Genomic DNA, 16,798 nt, shown 5'->3' on the forward strand with positions numbered 1-16,798 from the left:
TGGAGTCGCAATGGCTGGGGCATACAGCCCTTTTGGCGGACAGAATCCCCCACACCCGCCGCCCCCCGGCACCCTCGTCGTGGACACCGTCCGTGATGACCGGGTGGGAGAGTTCCGAGGAGTCGCGGGACCCTACTGGTCACTGCGCCCGGTCCGGGGCGGGGCCGAATGGGAGGTCGATCCGGCGTTCGTACGTCTCGCGACGACGATGGAGCGGCTTCGCGCGGAGAACGCGCGGTGCAACGCCCGGAGCGAAGGACGTTACCTGTGAGCCGCCCGGCCGACGGGTCGTCGTCGGGTGAACCGTACGCGGAAGGGGCGGGACGCCCTGTGCGTCCCGCCCCTTTTGACCGTCGTACGCCCTTACTTCACCGGGGTGAAGTCGCGGGCGCCGATGAAGTCGGGCCTGCGGACGGGGGCCGCGAAGGGTTCCTGGGCGGTGTTGTCGACGCTGTTGAAGACGATGAAGACGTTGCTGCGGGCGTAGGGGGTGATGTTGTCCCCGGAGCCGTGCATGGCGTTGCAGTCGAACCAGGTGGCCGAGCCTGCCTTGCCGGTGAAGAGTTTGATGCCGTGGCGGTCGGCCATGGCGGTGAGGACCTCGTCGGAGGGGATGCCGGCGTCCTGCATCTGGAGGGACTTCTTGTAGTTGTCCTTGGGTGTCTCGCCGGCGCAGCCGACGAAGGACTTGTGGGAGCCGGGCATGATCATGAGCCCGCCGTTGGTGTCGAGGTTCTCGGTCAGGGCGATCGAGACGGACACGGCCCGCATGTTGGGCAGGCCGTCCTCGGCGTGCCAGGTCTCGAAGTCGGAGTGCCAGTAGAAGCCGGAGGCTCCGAAGCCGGGCTTGACGTTGATCCGGGACTGGTGGACGTAGACGTCCGAGCCCAGGATCTGGCGGGCGCGGCCCACCACGCGTTCGTCGCGGACCAGTCGGGCGAAGACCTCGCTGAGTTTGTGGACCTCGAAGACGGAACGCACGCTCTGCGTCTTGGGTTCGATGATGGAGCGTTCGTCGGCGCGGACCAGCGGGTCGGCGACCAGCCGGTCCAGCTCGGCGCGGTAGCCGGCCACCTCGTCGGGGGTGACGAGCTGGTCGATGGCGAGGAAGCCGTCGTGCTCGAAGGACTGCAGGTCCTTCGCGGCGATCGGTCCCGGCGCGCCCGGCGCGGACCAGATGACCGGGCCCTGGCGGGGAGTGGTCATCTCGGCGGCGCCGCGCGAGGGGTACAGGTCGGCGCGTACATCGGTGGTCATGGTTCAGCCCTCCTCTGTCAGCAGCGGGTATACACCGTTCTCGTCGTGGTCCTCCCGTCCGGTGACGGGGGGATTGAAGACGCACACGCAGCGGAAGTCGGTCTTGGGGCGCAGTGTGTGGTGCTCGTGCCCGTTCAGCAGGTACATCGTCCCGGGGGAGATCCAGTGCTTCTCGCCGGTCTCGTCGTTGGTGAGCTCGGCCTCGCCCTCGGTGCACAGGACGGCCTCGATGTGGTTGGCGTACCACATCGACGTCTCCGTGCCCGCGTACAGCACGGTCTCGTGGAGCGAGAAGCCCACCTTCTCCTTGGCGAGCACGATGCGCTTGCTCTCCCAGGTACCTGAAGCGGACCTGACGTGCCGGTCGGTGTTCTCGATGTCACTGAAAGATCGGACGATCACGGTGCGATGGTGCCTTTCTCTTCTGTCCTGCTCATTGGTGCCCGGGCGGGGGAGTACCCCGCTCAGGCGGTCTCACGGACGGACCGGGCCAGCGTGCGCAGGCCCTCGTCCAGCTCTTCGGGGGTGACGGTCAGCGGCGGGAGCAGCTTCACGACCTCGGACTGCGGGCCGGAGGTCTCCAGCAGCAGGCCCAGTTCGAAGGCGCGCTTGCAGACGGCGGACGCGCGCTCGGGGTCGGTGAACTCCAGGCCCCAGACCAGGCCGCGGCCGCGGAACTGCGCGGTCTCCTCCTCGCCGCAGATAGCCAGCAGTGTCTGCTCGACCTGTTCGCCGCGGGCCAGGGTCTGCTTCTCCATCTGACCGTCGGCCCAGTACGCGTCGAGCGTGGCGGCGGCGGTGACGAAGGCCGGGTTGTTGCCCCGGAAGGTCCCGTTGTGCTCGCCCGGCTCCCAGACGTCCAGCTCGCCCTTGAACAGGCACAGCGACATCGGCAGACCGTAACCGCTGATCGACTTCGACAGCGTCACGATGTCCGGGACGATCCCGGCCTCCTCGAAGGAGAAGAAACCGCCGGTCCGCCCACAGCCCATCTGGATGTCGTCCACGATCAGGAGCATGTCCTGGCGGTGGCACAGATCCTGCAGCGCGCGCAGCCACTCGGCGCGGGCCACGTTGATGCCGCCCTCGCCCTGCACCGTCTCCACGATCACCGCGGCCGGCTTGTTCAGCCCCGACCCCTGGTCCTCCAGCAGCCGCTCGAACCACAGGAAGTCCGGGACCTGACCGTCGAAGTAGTTGTCGAACGGCATCGGCGTGCCATGGACCAGCGGGATACCGGCACCGGCCCGCTTGAACGCGTTGCCCGTCACCGCCAGCGAACCCAGCGACATGCCGTGGAAGGCGTTCGTGAACGAGACCACCGACTCACGGCCCTTGACCTTACGGGCCAGCTTCAGCGCCGACTCCACGGCGTTCGTGCCCGTCGGACCCGGGAACATCACCTTGTACGGCAGATCACGCGGACGCAGGATCACGTTCTCGAACGTCTCCAGGAACGCCCGCTTCGCCGTCGTGGCCATGTCCAGACCGTGCGTGATGCCGTCACGCTCGATGTAGTCGATCAACGCGCGTTTCAGCACCGGGTTGTTGTGGCCGTAGTTCAGCGAACCGGCACCGGCGAAGAAGTCCAGGTACGAGTGGCCGTCCTCGTCCGTGAGCCGGGCACCCTGCGCACGGTCGAAGACCGCGGGCCAGCTGCGGCAGTAGCTGCGTACTTCCGACTCAAGGCTCTCGAAGACACTCAGGGCGGGCGGGGTGATGGTCACAGCTGATCTCCTGCTCGAGGGGGGTTGTGACGGGCGGCGGGTCAGGCATGCCCGGGAAAGCCGCGCCCGGGCGGGGCGCGGAGGGGCGCTGGGAGGTCCTAGAAGGGACCGATGCGGTACAGAACCTCCGGCAGGTGCGTCCCCTCGGGAAACAGAGCCCCGTCGAAGAGCACCTCGTGCTCCAGCGGCACGTCGTGCCGCTGTGCGAAGGACGTGAACAGCCGGTCGGAGGCGGTGTTGTCCGGAGTGATGGTCGTCTCGACCGACGTCAGACCCTGGTCGGAGGCGACCCGGGTGGTCAGCGCGTCCAGCAGCGTGGCCGCCAGTCCCTTCCCACGGTGGGCCTGGTCGACGGCCACCTGCCAGACGACGAGCGTCCCGGGGCGGTCGGGGCGGATGTATCCGGTCACGAAGGCGATGGGGTCGCCGTTCTCGTCACGGGCGACCACGGAGGTCGCCGCGAAGTCACGGCACCACAGCAGGTAGCTGTACGAGGAGTTGAGGTCGAGTACCTCGGAGTCGCGGGCGATGCGCCAGAGCGCGGCTCCGTCCTCCACTCGCGGGGTGTCGATTCTGAGGAATTCGCTTCGGGCACGTGCAACATCTGCTGGTGCGGCGGTCATGCGAATTGAATTTACCCAGCAAAAATCAAAATTGCATCGCCGCAAGGGGTTGGGTGAGAAGGCCTGCTGTGTTATCACGCGGGCGCGGACTCGCCTCGACGGGGCGGGGAATCGTGTGTGTTTGTCCGCAATTAATCGGTCATAACGGTCTCGATGTGGGTTCGGTCACATCGTTGTAACTCTCATGACACCCGTTCGGATTACGTGGATCCGACCGGCGGGAACTGTGGCGTTTAGGTCTGGAGAACGGGGGAAGAAGAATGCGGGGAGCTGCTTACGGTAAAGCGGCTCCCCTTTATGCTTCGATTGAATTCGTGACCGTGTGTGCTGAATTGAATTCAGCTGTTCGGCCAGGTTTCCTCGACAGCTGCGCGGGCAGCATCGGAATCGGGCGCCCGGCCCGCGTCCGCAAGTGCGGCGCCCAGGGCGGCCAGCGAGGACAGCACCGCCTCCCGCGTCGCGTCCACGCCGTAGTGGTTGACCCGGATCATCTCCTTCGAGAGCGGCCCGCCTCCCGCGATCAGCGGCAGCGACGGGTCGGCAGCCAAGGCGTGCGCCACCAGTTCCGAGGCGTCGACACCCGCCGGGGTGCGCAGTGTCGTCGCGACGGGCGCCGCGTCACGGGCCTCGTGGACGTACGGCTCCAGCCCGCCGCCGAGTGCCGTGGCGCCGGCCCGGGTCGCCGCGGCGGCCGAGGCGTGCCGTGCCATGACCGTGTCCGGACCGTCCGCCCCGATCCGCTCCAGACACGCGTCGAGCGCCAGCATCTCCAGCTGCGCGGGAGCGTGCGGCAGCGCCCTGCGGCCCCCGTCGATCCAGCGGGCCTTCCAGTCCAGCAGGGAGAGGTAGGACCGGCGCGGGGCCTGCGGGTTCGCCGCCATCCGCTCCCAGGCCCGCGGGCTCACCGACACCATGGACACCCCGGCCGGGCCGCCCATGGCCTTCTGCGCGCCGATGACGCACAGGTCCACCCCCCAGGCGTCCGGCAGCAGCGGCTCCGCGCCGACCGACGCGACGGCGTCCACCATGAACAGCGCCCCGTGCGCCCGGACCGCCTCGCCGATCTCCGCGACCGGATTGGTGTTGCCGGTCGCCGCCTCGGCGTGCACCAGCGACACGAAGTCGATCTCCGGATGCTCCGCCAGTGCCCGCTCCACCTGCTCGGCGGTGACCGCGGAGTGGAAGGGGACCGAGAGGTCGACGACCTCGGCGCCGCAGTCGCGCAGCCAGTCGCCGAAGGTCTGGCCGTACGGACCGGTCACGATGTTCAGCGCGGTCGAACCGGGCCGGGCGCCGCCCCGGATGCAGCCTTCGAGGGGCAGCAGCGCCTCGCCCTGCATGATGACGACGTCCTGCTCGGTGTCGAGGAGGCCGGCCACCCGCCGCTCGATCGCTGCGAAACGCGCGGCGGTGAGCGGGGCGAGGTCGAGGAATGGGTGCGTCACGGTGGTGCTCTCTTCGGGTCGGCCGGTGCGCGGTCAGCGCCTGCGTCCGAGGGTACCCAGCACCTCCCGGACCCCCGGGTGGGCCGCCTCGTACAGTGCTGTCCATGAGCGATCAGGAGGCGGCGCCGGTGCTGCGGATCAAGGGGCGGGTGCTCGTCGGCCCCGACGAGGTCAGGGACGGACTCTGGGCCGTGGACGGCCGGATCACCTACGAGAGGCCCCCGGGCGCGGACGGCGCCGAGACCCTCACCGGCTGGGCGCTGCCCGGTCTCGTCGACGCCCACTGTCATGTGGGCCTCGACCACCAGGGCCCCGTGGACGCCGCGACCAGCGAGAAGCAGGCCCTGACCGACCGGGAGGCCGGCACGCTGCTCATCCGGGACGCCGGATCGCCCTCCGACACCCGGTGGGTGGACGAGCGCGAGGATCTGCCGAAGATCATCAGGGCGGGACGGCACATCGCCAGGACCCGTCGCTACATCCGCAACTTCGCCCATGAGATCGAGCCCGGCGACCTCGTCGCCTACGTCGCGCGGGAGGCGCGGCGCGGCGACGGCTGGGTGAAGCTGGTCGGCGACTGGATCGACCGAGACGCCGGGGACCTCACCGCCTGCTGGCCGCGCGGTGAGGTCGAGGCCGCGATCGCCGAGGCGCACCGGCTCGGGGCAAGGGTCACCGCCCACTGCTTCGCCGAGGACTCGCTGCGCGACCTGGTCGAGGCCGGGATCGACTGCGTCGAACACGCGACGGGGCTGACCGAGGACACCATCCCGCTCTTCGCGGAGCGTGGGGTGGCGATCGTCCCCACCCTCGTCAACATCGCCACCTTCCCCGCCCTCGCGGCGGGCGGCGAGGCCAAGTTCCCCCGCTGGTCCGCGCACATGCGACGGCTTCACGAGCGCCGGTACGACACCGTGCGCGCGGCGTACGACGCCGGGATCCCGGTCTTCACCGGCACGGACGCGGGCGGATCGCTGGCGCACGGCCTGATCGCCGACGAGGTCGCCGAACTGGTGAAGGCGGGCATTCCCGCCCTGGACGCGCTCTCCGCCACGGCCTGGGGCGCGCGCCGGTGGCTCGGCAGGCCCGCGCTGGAGGAAGGCGCCCCGGCGGACCTCGTGGTGTACGACGAGGACCCGAGGGCCGACGTGGGGGTGCTCGCCGCGCCGCGGGCGGTGGTGCTCAACGGGCGGGTGATGGGCTGATCGCCGGTTGACACCGGAAGAGGCGTCGTGTTGACCGGCGGTGACTCCGGGGCGCGGCTCTCGTTGAAGCACCTTTGCGCGCCGTCCGGGGCGGCAGGTGGACGCACTCCGCGAGCGGCGAAACGGGTGACTCCGAGGAACTCCTGTGCCGGTAGATTCGAATGCGTACGCGAAAACCCCTCTTTGGAGTGAACTGGCAGAAGGTATCCGCCAGTTCACTCTCTGTGCGTAAGGATTCACGGAGTCGAGGCCACCGGTGCCCGCGATGTCCCCCATTGGACGGCGCCGGAGGCTCCATGTCTCTTGTGGGGGTTCCACCATCTTGAACAGCAACACCTTCCGTCCGGCCGTCCTGGCGATCGCCGCCGCTCCCGTCGCCCTGCTCCTCGCCGTCCCCGCGCAGGCAGCCACCGCGACGACGCCGGCCACTCCGTCCGGTGACCACGGAAAGGCGAGCGCGGTCGTGCTCCGCGCCGGACTCGACGTCTCGCTCCTGAACAAGTCGGTCCAGGTGCCGCTCACGGCCACGCTCAACGAGGTGCACGCGCCGGGCGGCGCGGAGAAGACGGCGCTCAGCGTGAAGCTCGACGGAGTCGAGAAGGGCCGCCCCGTCCACGTGCTGAAGGCCGATGTCGCCACGGCGGAGGCCACCGTCGACAAGCGCAGGGCGCAGGGGTACACGAATCTCGCCGCGGCGCGGGTGCACGTGCCGGGGCTGCCGCTGCTCTCGCTGATCGAGGTCCGGGAGGTGACCTCGAAGGCGCTGTGCGAGGTGGGCCGCAAGCCGGTCGCGGAGTCGAACGTGCTGGGACACGTGACGGTTCTCGGCAAGCGGATCCGGCTCACCTCGGGCGGCACGACGGAGGTGAGCGTGCCGGGCGTCGGTGACGTGACGCTCGACCTCTCGAAGACGGAGACGACGACACGGACGGCGGCCGCCACGGCACTGCGGCTGCGGGTCTCGGTGAACCCGCTGGATCTGAACGTCGCCGAGGTGGAGGGCGAGATCGCGCTGGCCGAGGCGACGTGCGAGACGCCCGGGGGAGGCGGTTCGCACACCGGCGGTTCCGGCAACGGTGGTGGGGACGACGGAGGTTCGGGCAACGGGGGCTCGGACAACGGTGGCTCGGGTGACGGCGGTTCGGACAACGGGGGCTCCGACAACGGCGGCACCTCGGGCGGCGGCGGATCGACGGGCGGCGCCAACGGCTCCGGCGGCGGTTCCGGTGACGGAGGCTCCCAGGAAACCGGCGGCACCGGCGGCAAGGAGGAGCCCGTCGGCGTGAAGCCCCAGACGGGCTCCGACCCCGTCCAGGCCTCCGGATCGGGCGACCTCGCCGAGACCGGGTCCAGCTCCTCGACCCCGTACATCGCGGGCGCGGCGGCGGCCCTGCTGGCGGTCGGAGCCGGTGCCACGGTGGTCGCCCGCAGGCGCGCCAAGGGCTGATCCTCCTCGGAGAGCGGTGCCCGCGCGGCGGAGCACCGCTCTCCGAGCCCCGGGGAGCCGTCAGCCGACGGCTCTCCGCGGCAGCCCCTGCAGGGCCAGGTCCAGTGCCTGCAGGAACCGGTTGGTCGTCACACGGTCGCGTACGGCGATCCGCAGCCACTCGCTGCCCAGCCCGGGAAAGGTGTCCCCGCGCCGCGCCGCGAAACCGCGTGAGCGCAGCAGCTCCCGCACCTCGTCCGCGCGCTCCAGCCGCAGCAGCACGAAGGGCCCGGCGGCCGGCTCCACCACCCGCACCTCGCTGAACTCCGCGAGCCCGGCCAGCAGGTGCGCACGGTCCACCGCGATCCGGTCCGCGGCGTCCGCCGCCTCGACCAGCGCGCGCGGCTCCATGCACGCCTCCGCCGCGGCCAGCGCGGGGGAGGAGACCGGCCACAGCGGCTGTGCCTCCTGGAGCAGGCCGACCGTCGCCGGATCGGCGAGCACATAGCCGATCCGCAGGCCGGCGAGACCCCAGGTCTTGGTCAGGCTGCGCAGGACGACGAGCCCGGGGACGTCCTGGCGCGCGCAGAGCGCCTCGCGTTCGCCAGGTACGGCGTCCATGAACGCCTCGTCGACCACCAGCGTCCGCCCGGGCCGCGCCAGTTGCTCCAGCACGCCCGCAGGATGGAGCACGGAGGTCGGGTTGGTCGGATTGCCGACCACCACCAGATCCGCGTCCTCGGGCACCGCTGCCGGATCCAGCCGGAAGCCGTCCTCCGGGCTGAGCACCACACGGCCCACCTCGTGGCCCGCTGCACGCAGAGCGGCCTCCGGCTCGGTGAACTGCGGGTGCACGACCACCGGCCGCCTGATCGGCAGGGCCCGCGCGATCAGCACGAACGCCTCGGCCGCGCCCGCCGTGAGCAGGACTCTCTCCTCGGGCAGACCGTGCCGTCCGGCGACCGCCGTCCGCGCCGACCGTCCGTCCGGATAGGCCGCCAGTGATCCGAGCGAGGCCACGATCCGCCGGCGCAGCCACTCCGGGGGCGTGCCGGTCCGTACGTTGACTGCGAGGTCGGTCAGATCCAGGCCGCGTACTTCCGCGTCGCCGTGGTGCCGCAGATCGGGCCCGGCGTTCTCGATGTGCTTCGTGGGGGGCAGCATGGCAGCCATGGTGAACGGCTCGGCGCCATTCGTCGATGCCCGGGTGACGTCCACCGGTCTCCGACGCGCCACCGCACAGGTCGCCGACGCCGACTTCCGCTTGGGAACCAGCAGTTCACAGCCGTCCACGAGCGCCGCCGCCTCCGCCACCGACCCGGTGGCCACAGCGGTGAGGGAGACCGTCGAAGGATGGGGCACAGGGACCTTCGCCAGAGCCTCCGCCGTGTACGACCGGACGGGCACGCCCAGGCGCGCCGCGGCACCGGTGATCCCCGGCTCGTCGGCCCGGGTGTCGAGCGTCGCCAGCTCGACCACGTCACCGGCGGCAGCCCCGGCCTCCTCCAGCGTCCTGCGGATGAGGCCGAGCACCTCCTCGGCCGGGACGCCGGGACGGGCGCCGACACCGACGACGAGCTCGGCTCGGGTCATGGGGAGCGGTCCTTCCGGGGACGGGAACGGGGACAGGGACGGGGAAGCGGCTCACGGACGAGGGACGTACGGGGAACGCGGAGAGGGACCGGTAAGGGCGTCCTGAGGTGCGGGGAGCGGGGTCGATCCGCTAGCAAGGGCCCATGGCGGTATTCGTCGCGCTCGGCGCGTTCCTGATGACCCTGGCGGGCGGCTGGGTCGCCCAGCGCGTCAGCGACCGCCGTCACCTCGTGCTCGGCTTCGCCGGCGGGCTGATGCTGGGCGTCGTCGGTCTGGACCTGCTGCCCGAGGCGGTGGAGGCGGCGGGAGGTCTGGTCTTCGGCGTGCCCGCCGCCCTGCTGCTGTTCGTGGGCGGCTTCCTGACGGCACATCTCGTCGAACGTTCGCTGGCCGTACGCCAGGCGGCACACGGGGCGGGCGAGGAACGGGTGCCGCAGGTCGGGCTGACGGCGGCGGCCGCCATGGTGGGCCACAGTCTGATGGACGGCGTTGCACTCGGCGCCGCGTTCCAGGTCGGCGGAGGCATGGGAGCCGCCGTCGCGCTCGCCGTCATCACCCACGACTTCGCCGACGGGTTCAACACGTACACGATCACCAGCCTCTACGGGAACGCCCGCCGCAAGGCGCTCCTCATGCTGTACGCGGACGCCTTGGCCCCGATCGTGGGAGCGGCGACCACCCTGCTGTTCACCCTTCCGGAGGAACTGCTCGGCTGCTATCTCGGCTTCTTCGGCGGGGCGCTCCTCTACCTCGCGGCAGCCGAGATCCTTCCCGAGGCGCACCACGACCACCCGGCCCGCTCCACGCTGCTGTGCACGGTCGCGGGAGTGGGCTTCATCTGGCTGGTGGTCGGCGTCGCGGAGTGACCCCGCCCCCGGCACCACCCGCGGGTACTGCGGTGACCCCGCCCCCGGCACCACCCGCGGGTACCGCGGTGGCCTCACCCCCGGCACCGCTCCACGAAACGACGGGCCACCTCGGGCGCCGCCGCCCAGTGCGTATGCAGATAACTCGCGTGCACGCCGCCCTGCACGAAGCCCTCCACGCGCCGCTCGGGCTGGTGCAGGCCCCAGGCCGGCGTCGGTCCGGCCCCGGGCTCCAGCACCGTCCGGTGGAACTCGTGGCCGCGCAGCCGGGTCCCCGCCACGGCCAGCACGCTGTCGGCGACCGCCACCGCCTGCCGGTAGCCGAGCGTCAGCCGCTCCGACATCCGGGCCGACGCGTCCAGCACCCCGCACATCGGGCGGCCGTCCAGCTCACGGGCCAGATAGAGCAGCCCGGCGCACTCCGCCGCCACCGGGGCCCCGGACAGTGCCAGATCGGTCACCGCCGTGCGCAGCGGCTCGTTCGCCGACAGCTCCGGGGCGTACATCTCGGGGAAGCCGCCCCCGATGACCAGCCCCGTCGTGCCCGTGGGCAGCTTCTCGTCGTGGAGCGGGTCGAAGACGACCACCTCCGCGCCCGCCGCCGTCAGGAGCTCGGCGTGCTCCGCGTAGGCGAAGGTGAACGCCGCGCCACCCGCCACGGCCACCACGGGCCGGACTTCGGGCCGCGGGTAAGGCTCCGGCTCCCACGCCCCGCCGGACAGATCCGGTGCGGAGCGGGCCAGCGCCATCAGGGCGTCCAGGTCACAGCCCTCGCGGACACGGTCGCCCATCGCGCGCACGGCGTCGAGGGCGTCGGTCCGCCGCTCGGCCACCGGGACCAGGCCCAGATGACGCGACGGGGTCGCCACCTGCGGAGCCCGCCGCAGCACCCCGAGGACCGGCAGCCCGGACTCGTCGAGCGCCTCCCGGAGCAGCGCTTCGTGGCGGTCGGAGGCCACCTTGTTCAGGATCACCCCGCCGATCCGGACCTCAGGGTCCCAGGAGGCGAAGCCGTGCACGAGGGCCGCGACGGAACGCGACTGCGAGGACGCGTCGACGACCAGGACGACGGGCGCCCGCAGCAGCTTGGACACCTGGGCGGTCGAGGCCAGTTCACCCTGCCCCGACGCCCCGTCGTACAGCCCCATCACCCCCTCCACGACGGCCAGGTCGCAGCCGCTCGCCCCGTGCGCGAACAGCGGGGCGACCAGATCGGGTCCGCACATGTACGCGTCGAGGTTGCGCCCCGGCCGGCCGGTGGCCAGCGCGTGGTAGCCGGGGTCGATGTAGTCGGGCCCCACCTTGTGCGGGGACACCGCGAGCCCGCGCTCCGCGAAGGCCGCCATCAGGCCCGTCGCGACCGTGGTCTTGCCGCTGCCCGAAGCGGGCGCGGCTATGACCAGACGAGGAACACTCACCACTCGATGCCTCTCTGACCCTTCTGACCGGCGTCCATCGGGTGCTTGACCTTCGACATGTCGGTCACCAGGTCGGCGGCCTCGATCAGCTTCTGCGGCGCGTTCCGCCCCGTGATCACCACGTGCTGCGTTCCCGGACGGTCGCGCATCACCTCGACGACCTCGTCGGTGTCGATCCAGCCCCAGTGCATCGGATAGGCGAACTCGTCGAGCACGTACAGCTTGTACGTCTCGGCGGCCAGGTCACGCTTGACCTGCTCCCAGCCCTCCCGGGCCTTCTCCTCGTTGTCCAGCTGATTGTCTCTCTGGACCCACGACCAGCCCTCGCCCATCTTGTGCCAGTCGACGCTGCCGCCCTCGCCGCTCGCCCCGAGCACCTTCAGCGCGTTCTCCTCGCCGACCTTCCACTTCGCCGACTTCACGAACTGGAACACCCCGATGGGCCATCCCTGGTTCCAGGCCCGCAGCGCCAGCCCGAAGGCAGCCGTCGACTTGCCCTTGCCGATCCCCGTGTGGACGAACAGCAGTGGACGGTTACGTCGCTGACGCGTCGTCAGCCCGTCGTCCGGTACCGATACAGGCTGTCCCTGTGGCATTACGCGGCCCTCCCGGCAGCAGTGATGTCCTTGACCAGCCCGGCGATCGAGTCGGCCCGCAGCTCGTCGAGCGTGACCGCGCTGCCTCCCAGATCCCGGGCGAGCTGTGCGGCGAGACCGAGGCGTACGAACCCCGACTCGCAGTCCACGACGACCGACGCGGTGCCCTCGGAGGCGTGCAGCCGCCCGGCCCGCCCCGCCAGCGCCACCGGATCCACGCCGCCGGTCGCCCGGCCGTCCGTCACCACGACGAGCAGCGGCCGCCGCGACGGGTCGCGCAGCCGCTCCACACGCAGCACGTCGTGCGCCTTGAGCAGGCCGGCGGCCAGCGGGGTGCGCCCGCCGGTCGGGAGCGACTCCAGCCGGGCGGCCGCCGCGTCCACCGAAGAGGTCGGGGGCAGGGCCACCTCGGCGTCCTTCCCCCGGAAGGTGACCAGACCGACCTTGTCCCTGCGCTGGTACGCGTCCAGCAGCAGCGACATCACCGCACCCTTCACCGCGCTCATCCGCTGCCGGGCCGCCATCGACCCGGAGGCGTCCACGACGAACAGCACGAGATTGCCCTCGCGCCCCTCCCGCGTCGCCTGCCGCAGATCGTCACGCCGTACGACGAGACCCCGCCCCGACCGCCCGCGTGCCCGCTGGTGCGGCGCCGCCGCCTGCACGGTCGCCGCCAGGTGCAGCTTCGTCAGCGCCCCCTCGGGCCGCCGCGAACCGGTGGTCCGGCCGTGCTCGGTGCGCGCCCTGGACCGCCGCCCCGCCGCGCCCTCGCCCAGGCCGGGCACGCTGAGCATCTTCGTCCGGAACGGTTCACCGGCCCGCACGGGCTGCTGCTCACCGCCGCCGCCCGGCGCGGGCGCGTCCCCGCTCCCGGCGTCCTCCCGGCCGGGCGCGTCGGCGCCTCCGCCGTCCGTACCTCCGTCGTCGGAGCCGCCCGCGTCAGGGCCGCCGCCGTCGCTCTCCGGCCCGCCGCCCTGCGGGGGGACCCCGCCGCCGGGGCCGTCGGGGTCGGGATCGTCGTCGCCCCCGCCCTGCTCGTCCGCGGCGTCCTCCAGAGCCTCGTCCAGCTTGTCCTCGTCCAGCCCGGGCGCGTCGAACGGATTGCGCCGGCGCCGGTGGGGGAGTGCCAGCAGCGCGGCCTGCCGCACGTCGTCGGAGACGACCTTCTCGCGCCCTGCCCACGCGGCCAGCGCCGTCGCGGTACGGGCCATGACGATGTCGGCACGCATCCCGTCGACCTCGAACGCCGCACAGGTCGCCGCGATCTGCCGCAACACGCCGTCGCCGAGCACCACACGGGGGAGCAGGGCGCGCGCGGCGACGATGCGCTCACGCAGCGCCGCCTCCTCGTCCGCCCACCGCGCCGCGAAGCCGGCCGGGTCGTCGTCGTAGGCGAGGCGCCGGCGCACGACCTCCACACGCAGGTCAGTGTCACGCGAGGCGGCCACCTCGACGGTCAGCCCGAAGCGGTCCAGCAGCTGCGGGCGCAACTCGCCTTCCTCGGGGTTCATGGTCCCGACAAGGAGGAAACGGGCCGCGTGACGGACCGAGACACCCTCCCGCTCGACGTACGAGGCGCCCATGGCCGCCGCGTCGAGCAGCAGGTCCACCAAGTGGTCATGGAGCAGATTGACCTCGTCGACGTACAAAATCCCGCGATGGGCGTCGGCGAGGAGCCCCGGCTCGAAGGCCTTCACGCCCTCCGAGAGGGCCCGCTCGATGTCGAGAGCGCCGACGAGCCGGTCCTCGGACGCGCCGACCGGAAGTTCCACGGTCCGCGCCGCACGCGACACGCCCGCCCCCGCCTCATGGGGACCGTCGGGACACGCCGGGTCGGGCGCCCCCGGGTCGCACGAGAAACGGCACCCCGCCACGACCGCGACCTCGGGCATGAGGGCGGCCAGCGCCCGCACCGCGGTGGACTTCGCGGTGCCCTTCTCACCCCTGACCAGGACCCCGCCCACGGCGGGACTGACGGCGTTGAGCAGCAGCCCGAGCCGCAGATCGTCCTGCCCGACGATGGCGGTGAAGGGATACGGCGTACTCACGGAGCCTCCTCTGTAACGGTCACGTCTTCACTCTCACGTCCGGCCCCGGCAAGCCCCTGCCCGCCCGGAGCGGGTCTCCCGGGCTCCTCGGGCGTTCCGGGGACGAGGCCGGGCGCGGGTGGCGCGCCCGGCGGGAGGAACGGGAGCCCCTCCGGCGCGCCGGTCTCGATCAGCCGCCACAGCGCGTCCGTGTCGGCGTGTTCCTCGATCAGGTCCCCCAGCCGGTCGAGCTGTTCCTCCCGCAGTGCCCCGAAGCTCGTGTCGGGCGCCGGCGTGAACCGGCGCCCGGCGGCCTGCGCGACCTCGGTCAGGAACGCCCGCCTGAAGGCGTCGCTCTCCAGCGAGCCGTGCCAGTGCGTCCCCCACACCGATCCCACCCGGCAGCCGTCGAGGAACGGCTCGCCGCCGCTCACCTCGGCGACACCGTGATGGATCTCGTAGCCCTCCACGGGCTCCCCCAGCGCCGTCCCGACCGGCCGGGCCAGGACCTTCTCGCGGCCGAAGCGGACCCGCACCGGAAGCAGCCCGAGCCCCTCGACGAGACCGGCCCGCGACTCCACGTCGTCCTCGATGCGCTCACCCAGGACCTGGAACCCGCCGCAGATCCCCAGCACCGGCCGTCCCTCGGCGGCGCGCCGCAGGAGGGCGTCCGCCAGACCGCGCTCCCGCAGCCACGCCAGGGCCTTCACGGTGCCCCGGGTCCCCGGCACGATCACCAGATCCGCGTCGACGAGCTCCTCCGCGCGGTCCACGAACCGCACCACCACACCCGGCTCGGCCGCCAGCGCGTCCACGTCGGTGAAGTTCGACATCAGCGGCACCGCGCACACCGCGACCCGCAGGACGTCCTCGCCGTGCGGCGGCGCGACGACCGACTCCCGCACGGCGCCGCGCATCGACACCCGCAGCCCGTCCTCCTCGTCGATGCCCAGACCGTGGGCGTACGGCAGCACCCCGTAGGTCCGACGTCCCGTGAGCCCGAGCAGCATGTCCAGGCCGGGTTCCAGCAGCGACACGTCACCGCGGAACTTGTTGACGAGGTACCCGGCGATCAGCGACTGGTCCTGCGGGCTCAGCAGCGCCGTCGTGCCGAAGAAGGAGGCGAACACGCCTCCCCGGTCGATGTCGCCGACCACCAGAACCGGGAAGCGCGCGGCCCGCGCGACGCCCATGTTCACGATGTCCGTACGCCGCAGATTGATCTCCGCCGGACTGCCCGCCCCCTCGCAGATCACGGCGTCGTAGGTGCCCCGCAGCTGCTCCAGACAGTCCGTGACCGTCCCCAGCAGCGCCTCCTGCCGCCCTCCGTGGTAGCCGCGCGCACTCATCTCGCCGACCGGCTTCCCCATCAGGACGACCTGGCTGGAGCGGTCACCGCCGGGCTTGAGCAGCACCGGGTTCATCAGGGCCGAAGGCTCCACCCGGGCGGCCTGTGCCTGCATCGCCTGGGCCCGGCCGATCTCGGCCCCCTCCCGGGTGACGAACGAGTTCAGCGACATGTTCTGCGCCTTGAACGGCGCGACCTTCACCCCCCGGCGCACCAGCCACCGGCAGATCCCGGCCGTGACGACGCTCTTGCCCGCGTCCGAAGTGGTACCCGCGACCAGCAACCCGCCGCTCATGTGGCTCTCCGTCCCCTGGCCAGCCGCCCCGCCGCGCACACGGCGAGGGCCAGCACACTCACCCGGCGCGACAGCCGCACCGCCCGTTCGATGTCCGTGACCTGTACGTCCCGGCCGGCCCCGCCGTTGAGCACCGGCCGGTGCTCGACCCGCCCGCCGTACGCCAGGGTGCCGCCGAGCCGCACACCCAGCGCTCCCGCGAACGAGGCCTCCACCGGGCCCGCGTTGGGGCTGGGATGCCGGTGGGCGTCCGCCCGCCAGGCCCGGACGGCCTCGCGGGGGCGTCCCCCGGCGGCGACGGCGAGCGCCGCGGTCAGCCGGGCCCCCGGCCAGCCGACGACGTCGTCGAGCCGCGCCGAGGCCCAGCCGTAGCGCCGGTGGCGGGGCGACCTGTGCCCGACCATCGCGTCGAGGGTGTTGACGGCCCGGAATCCGATCAGCCCCGGCACCCCGCCGAGCGCGCCCCACACGAGGGCCCCCACCACGGCGTCGGAGGTGTTCTCGGCGACGGACTCCACCACCGCGCGGGCGATGCCCGGCCCGTCCAGCGCCTGGGGGTCCCGGCCGCAGAGGTGCGGCAGCCGCTCCCGGGCCAGCTCGACGTCCCCGGCGGCCAGGGCCCCGCCGATGGCACGCGCCTCGCGGCCCAGCGACGTGCCTCCGACGACGGACCAGGTGGCGGCGGCCGTCAGAGCGACCGCGGCGGCGGGACGGTTCCGTACGGCACGGGCGGCCAGCGCGGCGGCGCCCGTGGCACCCCCCGCGCACACGAGCGTGTGCAGGGCGCCCCAGCCGCGGTGATCGCGCCAGAGGAGGTTCTCGGCGCCGGCCGCGGCACGCCCGAAGGCGGCGACGGGGTGGCCCCGCCGGGGGTCACCGAGCAGCATGTCGCCGATCAGTCCGGCTGCGGCGCCGTACGCGAAGATGCGGTCGGCTCGCACCGCTCAGCCCGCCGTCGTGCCTCGAAGGGCC

The 16,798-nt window shown here is 72.2% G+C and carries 15 protein-coding genes; 4 read left to right on the plus strand and 11 right to left on the minus strand.

The window, feature by feature from the left end:
- Nucleotides 1-10: 10 nt before the first annotated feature.
- A complete protein-coding gene (locus tag P8A20_RS28500) occupies nt 11-271 on the plus strand; it encodes a hypothetical protein (RefSeq protein WP_147962012.1) in 261 nt (86 codons plus the stop codon).
- A gap of 92 nt (nt 272-363) precedes the next feature.
- Here P8A20_RS28500 and thpD read toward each other — a convergent pair whose 3' ends face one another.
- From thpD to P8A20_RS28525, 5 genes are all read right to left on the minus strand, one after another.
- Nucleotides 364-1,257, minus strand: a complete 894-nt coding sequence (gene thpD, locus P8A20_RS28505; RefSeq protein WP_306104483.1) for an ectoine hydroxylase — start codon at nt 1,255-1,257, stop codon at nt 364-366.
- Between the two features lie 3 nt (nt 1,258-1,260).
- Nucleotides 1,261-1,659 (minus strand): ectoine synthase, encoded by a 399-nt coding sequence (locus P8A20_RS28510; protein WP_147964413.1) that lies wholly within the window; start codon nt 1,657-1,659, stop codon nt 1,261-1,263.
- Nucleotides 1,660-1,721: 62 nt separating this feature from the next.
- Nucleotides 1,722-2,984, minus strand: coding sequence for a diaminobutyrate--2-oxoglutarate transaminase (ectB, locus tag P8A20_RS28515; RefSeq protein WP_203185443.1), 1,263 nt, complete (start codon nt 2,982-2,984; stop codon nt 1,722-1,724).
- Nucleotides 2,985-3,082: 98 nt separating this feature from the next.
- Nucleotides 3,083-3,607, minus strand: coding sequence for a diaminobutyrate acetyltransferase (ectA, locus tag P8A20_RS28520; RefSeq protein ID WP_147962024.1), 525 nt, complete (start codon nt 3,605-3,607; stop codon nt 3,083-3,085).
- Nucleotides 3,608-3,945: 338 nt separating this feature from the next.
- A complete protein-coding gene (locus tag P8A20_RS28525) occupies nt 3,946-5,052 on the minus strand; it encodes a pyridoxal-phosphate-dependent aminotransferase family protein (RefSeq protein ID WP_147962025.1) in 1,107 nt (368 codons plus the stop codon).
- A 104-nt stretch (nt 5,053-5,156) separates the two neighbouring features.
- Between P8A20_RS28525 and P8A20_RS28530 the strand changes: the two genes are divergently transcribed.
- Both P8A20_RS28530 and P8A20_RS28535 read left to right on the plus strand, forming a co-directional pair.
- Entirely contained in the window at nt 5,157-6,257 is a 1,101-nt protein-coding gene (locus P8A20_RS28530; protein ID WP_187282320.1) for an amidohydrolase family protein, read from the plus strand.
- Between the two features lie 322 nt (nt 6,258-6,579).
- A complete protein-coding gene (locus tag P8A20_RS28535) occupies nt 6,580-7,704 on the plus strand; it encodes an SCO1860 family LAETG-anchored protein (protein ID WP_306104484.1) in 1,125 nt (374 codons plus the stop codon).
- A gap of 60 nt (nt 7,705-7,764) precedes the next feature.
- Here P8A20_RS28535 and cobC read toward each other — a convergent pair whose 3' ends face one another.
- Nucleotides 7,765-9,276 carry an Rv2231c family histidinol phosphate aminotransferase CobC gene (cobC, locus tag P8A20_RS28540; protein WP_306104485.1) on the minus strand — a complete coding sequence of 504 codons (1,512 nt, stop codon included), beginning with the start codon at nt 9,274-9,276 and terminating at the stop codon, nt 7,765-7,767.
- A 143-nt stretch (nt 9,277-9,419) separates the two neighbouring features.
- On the opposite strand from cobC, the gene P8A20_RS28545 reads away from it, so the two are divergent.
- Entirely contained in the window at nt 9,420-10,142 is a 723-nt protein-coding gene (locus tag P8A20_RS28545; protein WP_147964332.1) for a ZIP family metal transporter, read from the plus strand.
- 74 nt (nt 10,143-10,216) lie between these two features.
- On the opposite strand, the gene P8A20_RS28550 is transcribed toward P8A20_RS28545, so the two are convergent.
- The 5 genes from P8A20_RS28550 to P8A20_RS28570 are packed head-to-tail and all read right to left on the minus strand — an operon-like array spanning nt 10,217 to nt 16,767.
- Nucleotides 10,217-11,563 carry a cobyrinic acid a,c-diamide synthase CobB gene (locus tag P8A20_RS28550; RefSeq protein WP_306104486.1) on the minus strand — a complete coding sequence of 449 codons (1,347 nt, stop codon included), beginning with the start codon at nt 11,561-11,563 and terminating at the stop codon, nt 10,217-10,219.
- Nucleotides 11,557-12,156 carry a cob(I)yrinic acid a,c-diamide adenosyltransferase gene (cobO, locus tag P8A20_RS28555; RefSeq protein WP_147962028.1) on the minus strand — a complete coding sequence of 200 codons (600 nt, stop codon included), beginning with the start codon at nt 12,154-12,156 and terminating at the stop codon, nt 11,557-11,559. Before cobO ends, P8A20_RS28550 begins: the two co-directional genes overlap by 7 nt.
- Nucleotides 12,156-14,204 (minus strand): putative cobaltochelatase, encoded by a 2,049-nt coding sequence (locus P8A20_RS28560; protein ID WP_306104487.1) that lies wholly within the window; start codon nt 14,202-14,204, stop codon nt 12,156-12,158. Before P8A20_RS28560 ends, cobO begins: the two co-directional genes overlap by 1 nt.
- Nucleotides 14,201-15,826, minus strand: a complete 1,626-nt coding sequence (locus tag P8A20_RS28565) for a cobyric acid synthase (protein WP_147962030.1) — start codon at nt 15,824-15,826, stop codon at nt 14,201-14,203. Before P8A20_RS28565 ends, P8A20_RS28560 begins: the two co-directional genes overlap by 4 nt.
- Nucleotides 15,823-16,767, minus strand: a complete 945-nt coding sequence (locus P8A20_RS28570) for a cobalamin biosynthesis protein (protein WP_306104488.1) — start codon at nt 16,765-16,767, stop codon at nt 15,823-15,825. Before P8A20_RS28570 ends, P8A20_RS28565 begins: the two co-directional genes overlap by 4 nt.
- Nucleotides 16,768-16,798 lie beyond the last annotated feature (31 nt).

The sequence above is a fragment of the Streptomyces sp. Alt3 genome (assembly GCF_030719215.1).
GTDB lineage: Bacteria > Actinomycetota > Actinomycetes > Streptomycetales > Streptomycetaceae > Streptomyces > Streptomyces glycanivorans.